General features: G+C 50.6%; 7 protein-coding genes and 4 pseudogenes. 7 read left to right on the top strand and 4 right to left on the bottom strand.

What is annotated here, in order from left to right; all coding sequences use genetic code 11:
- The 3 genes and pseudogenes from CLV88_RS22895 to CLV88_RS23645 all read left to right on the top strand — a co-directional run.
- The coding region (locus CLV88_RS22895; RefSeq protein WP_423827749.1) for a hypothetical protein at window positions 1–500 on the top strand (500 nt) is incomplete at its 5' end.
- Window positions 415–949 (top strand): annotated as a pseudogene (locus CLV88_RS23210) (transposase); the annotation flags it as partial. The gene CLV88_RS22895 and the pseudogene CLV88_RS23210, both read left to right, overlap by 86 nt.
- Window positions 950–1,084: 135 nt before the next feature.
- A complete protein-coding gene (locus tag CLV88_RS23645; protein ID WP_106610350.1) occupies window positions 1,085–1,309 on the top strand; it encodes a hypothetical protein in 225 nt (74 codons plus the stop codon).
- A 5-nt stretch (window positions 1,310–1,314) separates the two neighbouring features.
- Here the strand turns inward: CLV88_RS23645 and CLV88_RS20910 are convergent, their stop codons facing one another.
- On the bottom strand, window positions 1,315–1,581 hold the full coding sequence (locus tag CLV88_RS20910; RefSeq protein WP_106610349.1) for a hypothetical protein: 267 nt from the start codon (window positions 1,579–1,581) through the stop codon (window positions 1,315–1,317).
- 34 nt (window positions 1,582–1,615) lie between these two features.
- Here CLV88_RS20910 and CLV88_RS20905 point away from each other — a divergent pair, with 34 nt between their 5' ends.
- The 3 genes from CLV88_RS20905 (at window position 1,616) to CLV88_RS20900 (ending at window position 3,714) form a co-directional block, all read left to right on the top strand.
- Window positions 1,616–2,413, top strand: a complete 798-nt coding sequence (locus tag CLV88_RS20905) for a class I SAM-dependent methyltransferase (RefSeq protein WP_165798968.1) — start codon at window positions 1,616–1,618, stop codon at window positions 2,411–2,413.
- A gap of 66 nt (window positions 2,414–2,479) precedes the next feature.
- A complete protein-coding gene (locus tag CLV88_RS23640; protein ID WP_279338370.1) occupies window positions 2,480–2,608 on the top strand; it encodes a hypothetical protein in 129 nt (42 codons plus the stop codon).
- Window positions 2,609–2,712: 104 nt separating this feature from the next.
- Entirely contained in the window at window positions 2,713–3,714 is a 1,002-nt protein-coding gene (locus tag CLV88_RS20900) for a helix-turn-helix domain-containing protein (protein ID WP_106610357.1), read from the top strand.
- Window positions 3,715–3,954: 240 nt separating this feature from the next.
- Here the strand turns inward: CLV88_RS20900 and CLV88_RS20895 are convergent.
- Window positions 3,955–4,482 (bottom strand): annotated as a pseudogene (locus CLV88_RS20895) (integrase core domain-containing protein); the annotation flags it as partial.
- Window positions 4,483–4,583: 101 nt separating this feature from the next.
- On the opposite strand from CLV88_RS20895, the pseudogene CLV88_RS20890 reads away from it, so the two are divergent.
- Window positions 4,584–4,933, top strand: a pseudogene (locus CLV88_RS20890) (transposase); the annotation flags it as partial.
- Window positions 4,934–4,953: 20 nt separating this feature from the next.
- Here CLV88_RS20890 and CLV88_RS20885 read toward each other — a convergent pair.
- Both CLV88_RS20885 and CLV88_RS20880 read right to left on the bottom strand, forming a co-directional pair.
- Window positions 4,954–5,640: pseudogene (locus tag CLV88_RS20885) on the bottom strand (DnaJ C-terminal domain-containing protein); the annotation flags it as partial.
- Between the two features lie 423 nt (window positions 5,641–6,063).
- The gene (locus tag CLV88_RS20880; RefSeq protein ID WP_106610356.1) at window positions 6,064–7,140 is read right to left on the bottom strand and encodes a tyrosine-type recombinase/integrase; all 1,077 of its coding nucleotides are present in this window, start codon (window positions 7,138–7,140) and stop codon (window positions 6,064–6,066) included.
- Between the last annotated feature and the right edge of the window lie 97 nt (window positions 7,141–7,237).

The raw sequence follows: 7,237 nt of genomic DNA, 5'->3' as shown, positions 1-7,237 counted from the left end.
AACCAACGAAAATCTGGCGCGAAGAGGTTACTATGAAGTCAGCCTTTGAAATCATCTCAAAAGGGTTTTCACGACACGTTTTTTCGAAATTGTCGGGCGATCCATACTTGGATGCTGTGGAGGCACTGAACAAGTATCACAAGCTGTCTTCATGTCAAATGGTGTCCGCAATCGAGTCAGTATTTGGACGCCTCAAAGGGTGGGCAATCTTCCGCGAGAGCGGATCAACACTGGCGACCGATTTGGCAGATTATCCCTCTGTGGATGACCGAAAGGTATCTGAAGCCTTTGCAGGCGAACTGTTGAACCTAAAAGAGCCAGCGGTGTTTGTTGTTTTTACCAGAGCCGACTTGGACCTGTCCCGGTTTGATGCCGCTCCTTTGATAGCATTTATTGCAGCAAAGGAGATGAACTATGGGACTGAAACGGACGGACGAATTCCGCCAGGATGCGGTACGGATTGCACTGACCAGCGGGCTGACGCGGAAACAGGTGGCTGATGATCTAGGTGCCGGGATGTCGACGCTGAACAAGTGGATCACCGCGCATCCATTGCCTGGCAATGCATGTTTACATGCATGAGAGGGGAGACACTGACCTGATATCGAAAGAGGATTTAAGCCTCGCCCAAGAGAATGACCGGCTTCGACGTGAGAACCGCATTCTCAAGGAGGAAAGGGAAGTGTTAAACTGAAGAGGATTAGGAAAGGCCCCAGTGGGGCGTTTCCCCGATGAAGGCCACGGTGTTCTTTGCGAGCCAAAAGCCGTGAGGTTTAAGTTTATCGAAGAACACCGATCTGCATTTTCCATTGAACTGATGTGTCGGGTCATGGCTGTCAGCCCGCGCGGTTTGCGGGCGTATCGCAGCCGACCTGCCAGCCGCAGACAGCGGTCTGATAAGGTGACGTTGGCACATATCAAAGAGCAATCCCGTCTCAGCCTGGGCAGCTAACCCGCGACGTCGACACGCAGCACTCGGTTGGAAAAGCCCGGTCGCCTTCGAAAGAAAGGTGGCTTAAACGAGCACTCGGAGCGGCACAAAAGCGGGACAGGTCCATACCCAGAGGACTATGATACGCCCGGAATGTTGCGCGGTCGGTTAGGCGAACTCTCGGAAGCTCGGGAAACAGAAATACTAGATGGCTCTGCTTTAACTAAAGAAGAAGAATTGGCAATCAAACATCAGGTAGCTGAACAAGATGCCAGTGCCATCACGTTCCAACTGGCCGAGGTGGCTGTCAGCGGTGATCTGTTCACCCGCATACTCGCGGCCATCCATCGGCTGCGTGCGCCGCCGGTTCCCGGATGAGGACCTCAGCGGCAAAACCGCGGGGAAAGCGGCTCGACCGGTCCGTCCAAACGGGTATCGATCAGACCAAATTCCGGAACAACCCCACCGTCGTGACCAGAAATCGCACTCAGTTCACGCGTCAGATGCCCGAACCGCGGGACATCTCGATCCGGGGGCTTGATCGAGGCGCCGAATTGCAACATCATCCAGGACAAGGCGTTCCACTTGGGGAATGTCGGCTTAAGTTCTGGTAGGATATTTAACGTCTTGAGATTGATTACTTCGGACATGATTGAGTGGTTCAACACCCGATGGACTCCAAAAATGGGAGCGCTGGATGGTAGAGATCTTGTATTTCTTGAACAACTACTACTGCAGCACAAGCCAAGAACCGTTGCCGAGATTGGATGCGCAAGCGGCCTTTCGACTTCGATGTTACAAATGATGACCGAGCAGTATGGTGGCTCGAACATACGTAGCTTCGACTTGGCTGAGAAGTTCTACGGTGATCCAGACAAATACACTGGATACCTTTTGGACGAGGTTCCTGAAAGGAACAAGACGAAGGTCAAACTGTTCACAGGACACATTTCGTTGGACCTTTGGCGGTATTATGAACGAGAGCAGATTGATCTATGTTTCATTGACGCATGTCACCTAAATCCATGGCCAACAATCGACACTCTAGCGGTTCTTCCCTTGATGAAACCCGGTGGTTTGATCGTTCACCATGATTTGACGATGTTCAGGTCAAGGGTACCGCTTTATGCAACTGGACCAAAATTGATTTATGAGTTTGTTCCAGATGACTTGATGATCAGTCCTGATGTGGAAAAGGAGGGTGGGTTGATCTCCGGATTATCCACCAGAGAAGTAGTTGGTAATGTGTTTGCTATTCGACGCCCGTTGGACATCAAAAAACTAGCGCTGAAATTATCCCAGTTGTTTATGATTGGCTGGGATGTAGAGCGTAGGCCAAACGTTGATTTGGTTTCGACGGAACACTCCGACAGGTTGGAACATTTCCTGGAGACTGAATACTCTCCCTGGTTTGCAAAAAACTACCTGATTGGAAAAAACCGCTACCTCAGATCAAAGGATCGATCCGAAGAGGCTACGTGACTGGCACGGATATCCTATGAGAAAACACTGCACGCTTTCTGGCAGCGCGTGCGGGATGTCGACTATATGAAAATCAAACTGCACTTTGTTCCCGGCGTGGATGTCGAGGGATATGGCGGCCTGCCAGCCGAGGATATCCAAGCCATCGAGTGGAATACAATTATCACTAGCTACACGACGACACACAATGCTTAGATATTTTTTGTCTTGTGCCGGCGCCCGGACAAGCATTGTCGTCATCTTTTGATTTCCTGCCAGTCTTAATGTACCAACAACACATAACGAATTTTGAGGCTCACATGGAAGTTGATGTTTCCAGGCTTGTGCACCTGGTTAAAACGCTGGAGCATTCAGGCGCTCAAACAGATGTTGTCGGCGGGGTATTAAAGAAGAGTGGGCTGACGCGAAAAGATGTGGCTCTCACCTCGAAGGATGTCGACTACGAAAAAGAAGCCAAATTTGTTCGAGAAGCTTGCGAATTGCTCGGTGATCTTACTTTTGGTGCCCGAGCCGGACTTAGTTGGCGAGAATCAAACAGCCTGACCGGTTACATCAGCAAGTATTCCAAAGATCTAAGGGCAGCTATCGAGAATACAGCAAGGTTTCACGAGATTGTTGACCCAGCGATCCGGTACGAATTGAGGATTTCAAGCAACTTTGCTGCCTTCGAAGTCAGCTGGAAGGACGCCAGTTACGCCAAATACCACCGGCACACCGAGTTCCTGATGTTTGGTGTTTTGTCGAGAATGCGGGCAATCACCCAATCAGATTTCTACCCGATTGAAATTCGATTTGATCACGAAGTCAGAAACTCTCGTTCGGACTTTCAAAAGGTTGCAGGTTTTTCTGTGGTGTTTGGAGCTGAGACATTGGAAATGATCCTGCCTCTACCCGTTTTGGACCTGCCTATACCCACGTACGATCTGCGTTTACGAGAGCACTTAACCGAATATGGCGAACGGCTTCTTGCAGAGAGGGGAAGCCTGAAACAGTCTCTGAGATCAAAAGTCGAGCGGCTTCTAACTGCCGCGCTCCCTGCCAGGATGCTGTCAGCAGATGAAATCGCAGCAAGTGTAGGTATGAGCGCGAGAACATTTGCTCGCAGATTGAAGGAAGAGGGGACCAGTTTTAGAGATATCGTTGACGAGCTCAGATTTGATCTGAGCAAGACCTTCATGAAGGATGGAATGAGACTGGCCGAAATCGCTTTTTCGCTCGGCTATGCTGATCAAGCCGCATTCTCAACGGCCTTCAAGCGCTGGGCCGGTGTTGCACCAAGCAGTTTCCATTTGATGAATTGAGCATATATTTTGGAGGTCCTGCAGCGGCATGTGTACTTTAAGCAGATATTCGTTTTGAGGTGCCCCTATTTTCCTAGACACCTGCCTTTTTCAGTTTGACCTGTCTGTCTTCGAAGTCAACGGGCGACAGCATGCCGTTGTTCGTGTGCTTGCGCTTGGGATTGTAGAACAGCTCGATGTATTCAAACTGCTGTGCTACCCAAAGTGTCCCCGGTCAGGGCAAGATTTTCCGCACTTTGATCACACAGACGGGCTGGATACGTCCGGTAATTTCATCAGTGCCGCCGGAACCTTATTGCCGATGGCACTATGCGGTCGTTCTTCGTTGTAGTCTCTACGCCAAGCCTCTAACTTTTCGGCGGTATCTTCAAGCCCCATGAACCAATGAGCGTTAAGGCATTCTGCGCGGAGCCTACCATTAAAGGCCTCGATGTAGGCGTTGTCTGTCGGCTTTCCGGGGCGGGAAAAGTCCAGCGTGACGTTCCGTTGGTACGCCCACAAATCCATGTCACGAGAGATAAATTTGCTGCCATTATCAACCCGAATCGTCTTGGGATAGCCGATCTGACGGCACACTCGGTCCAGCGTGGAAACAACATCTTCGCCCTTGTAGCTGAACCGCGCATCCAAAACCGGCACGTACCGTGAGAAGGTGTCAACCACCGTCAAAATGCGTATCTTGCGCCCTGTGGCCAGCTGATCGTGCACAAAATCCATCGCCCATTCGTCATTGGGGCCAACAGCATCTTTCCGATCTTCTCGCAGCTTTGGACCTGTCCCGGTTTGATGCCGCTCCTTTGATAGCATTTATTGCAGCAAAGGAGACTGACAATGGGACTGAAACGACAAATGAATTTCGACGGGATGCGATGCGAATAGCGCTGACCAGTGGGCTGACGCGCAAACAGGTTGCTGATGACCTTGGTGTTGGCATGTCGACGCTGAACAAGTGGATCACTGCACACAGAGACACAGACGTGGTGTCGAAAGAGGATTTGAGCTTAGCCCAAGAGAATGATCGGCTTCGACGTGAGAACCGTATTCTCAAGGAGGAGAGGGAGATCCTAAGAAAGGCAACGCAGTTCTTCGCGAGCCAAAAGCCATGAGGTTTAGGTTCATCGAGGAACACCGTAACAGCTTTCCCACCCACCGGTTGTGTGACGTCATGGATGTCAGTCCACGAGGCTTGCGGGCTTTGACTCCACGCCCCTTAAGCCGAAGCACCTGCCCAGAACTTGCACCAGCAGACACCGTTACGTTCGCAGTACCTTTCACGGTGTTTACCGGAACCTTGCCACCAAGGATGGCTTCGTCAATCGAGATAGGTAAGGAAACCACAATATCGTCGCCCTCGCGCTGGAAATCAGGGTTAGGCGTAACGTCCAGAACGATAAACGCGTCCCCCGGCGGACCCGCGCCAAATCCCGGTTCACCTTTACCGCGCAATCGCAGGGTTTGTCCGTCACGCGCCCCTTCGGGGATTGATACCGCTAGTGTTTTCCCATCTGGCATTGTGATCCGTGTCTTCGCACCTCTTACCGCGTCCAGAAATGGTACGGCAAGGCGGTATTGTGTGTCTTGCCCTGGCCAATCGCCGGGTGCTGCTCGGCTATAATTGTCTCCTTGCCCTGAAGTACGGCTACGGGCGAAATTGGCGAAAAAATAATCTGCGTCAAAACCTTGTCCAAACGGATCGCCACCGGATGCGGAGTTGCTTTGAGCATACGGGTTTTCCGGTCTGCGTGCCTCGTCTCGGTAGTAGCCACGTGGGGCTTGTTCGGCTCCAGCGGCATCAATTTCTCCCGCGTCGAACTTGCGGCGCTGCTCGGGGTCATTGAGTAAGTCATATGCCCGGCCTGCATCCTTGAACCGCAATTCGGCAGCCGGATCACCCGGATTTAAATCGGGATGATTAACTCGCGCAATCTTGTGGTAAGCCTATTTTATCTCGTCAGCCGTGGCGTTTTTGGACAGGCCAAGCGCACCAAAAGGATCTTTCGTCATATTATTCTCCGCATCGGGACTAAATCCTAACAAAGACGTTGCGAATTGCTCTGAAGAGCAACCGCTGATAGGTCGCTTAGGTTTCAATTGTGTAGCATAATTTCACTAACTGATAGCAACATCTACCGCGATGTCAGACATTCGCGCATCTCTCGCCATCCGCTTGTATGGACTCAAAACAGTCTTGCGCCGCATTATAATTGACTGTGCTAAAAACAGACAGAAAAGCGACTTTGAATGCAAAAGTGGCATGTCGTAGTTAATACTTGCCTGAGCAAACCGACATCAAGTTCATTCGAAGTCAATAAATCCTTCGAAGTATCTGACCTGACGCCAAAATCGGGGCTACATCTTCTGACGCGCCAACAACTCTGAGCAAACCGTCTGCATCGCTGGCGCGAGCGCCTCAAGCGACGGTATTGCGTACCGCTGACCTGTAATCGACAATGGTGTATGGTTCAAAAGCCGACCTACAATTTCCTCCATTATCCCAGCTTCCAAGGCTACCGTCGCAAAAGTCCGCCTGTGCGTGTGCGGGCTCCATTGCATCTTTTCTGGTCCAGTTATGTGACCGGAGGCTGACTTGAGCGACGGGAAAATCCAAGTCCGGCTGTGCGGTTTAAGTGGAGCCAGAATTTCATGGTGTACTTGGTTGATAGGAAGATCGAAACTGCGTCCGTTTTTTGTCATCGGAAGGTGAATACGGTCGTCCAAAACGTTCTTCCATTCAAGCGTCAGCGCCTCAGATTTCCGAAGCCCTGTGAACAAAAGAAATTCATAAAAGACTTTGTGAATTGGATTGCCTAGAAAATCTACTGCTCGACGCCAGTCCATTAAGTCTAAAATGACTCGGCCATCAGGTTTTTCTTCATACCACTCCACCGCCATCGTTGGACACTCGGGTAGATCATGTGTTCTTCGAGCATGATTGTAGATTGATCTAAAATACCGAAGAGAGTGGTTCGCAGTTGATGGTTTTGACGCTAGTTCCTGATGGCGTCGAACCACCATGGATTTGCTGATCTCGTCGAGAGGCAACCTCAACCAGTCTCTCAGTTGGTTTTCCATATAAGCTCGAACGCCGTGTTTATATTGATCCGAGCGAAGTTTTGGGCGCGCCAGATAAACCTCCATAGCAATTTCCAGAGAAGGTGCACCTACTTGTGCCACCTTGCCTGCCCCCCGCCCCATCTCTAGCGCCAATTCCAGAGCTGTCTGTCGGGCGGCATGAGAAGAGATAACTGGATAGCGGCCAATCAGAACTCGTTTAGTCTGCCCACCCACGTCTTTCTGGAAATACCAAGTCTTTGACCTTTTCCCAACAAAGAGCACCAGCCCTTTGATCTCCTTGTCCCAGTACTTCTGAGTGCCCGCCAGAGAGTGTGGGAGCTTCTTAGCATATGTTTCGGTGAGCTTCGGCATTTTGTCGGCTTTTTGTCGGAAACGGAAGGAAATACATGGCATTTATTGGCATGGCATGCCAAAATTAATCATTTATTTTCTGATAGTTGTCAACCTC

It is taken from the genome of Shimia abyssi, assembly GCF_003014475.1.
Taxonomy (GTDB): domain Bacteria; phylum Pseudomonadota; class Alphaproteobacteria; order Rhodobacterales; family Rhodobacteraceae; genus Shimia; species Shimia abyssi.
This window is presented reverse-complemented; position numbering and strand designations above follow the sequence as displayed.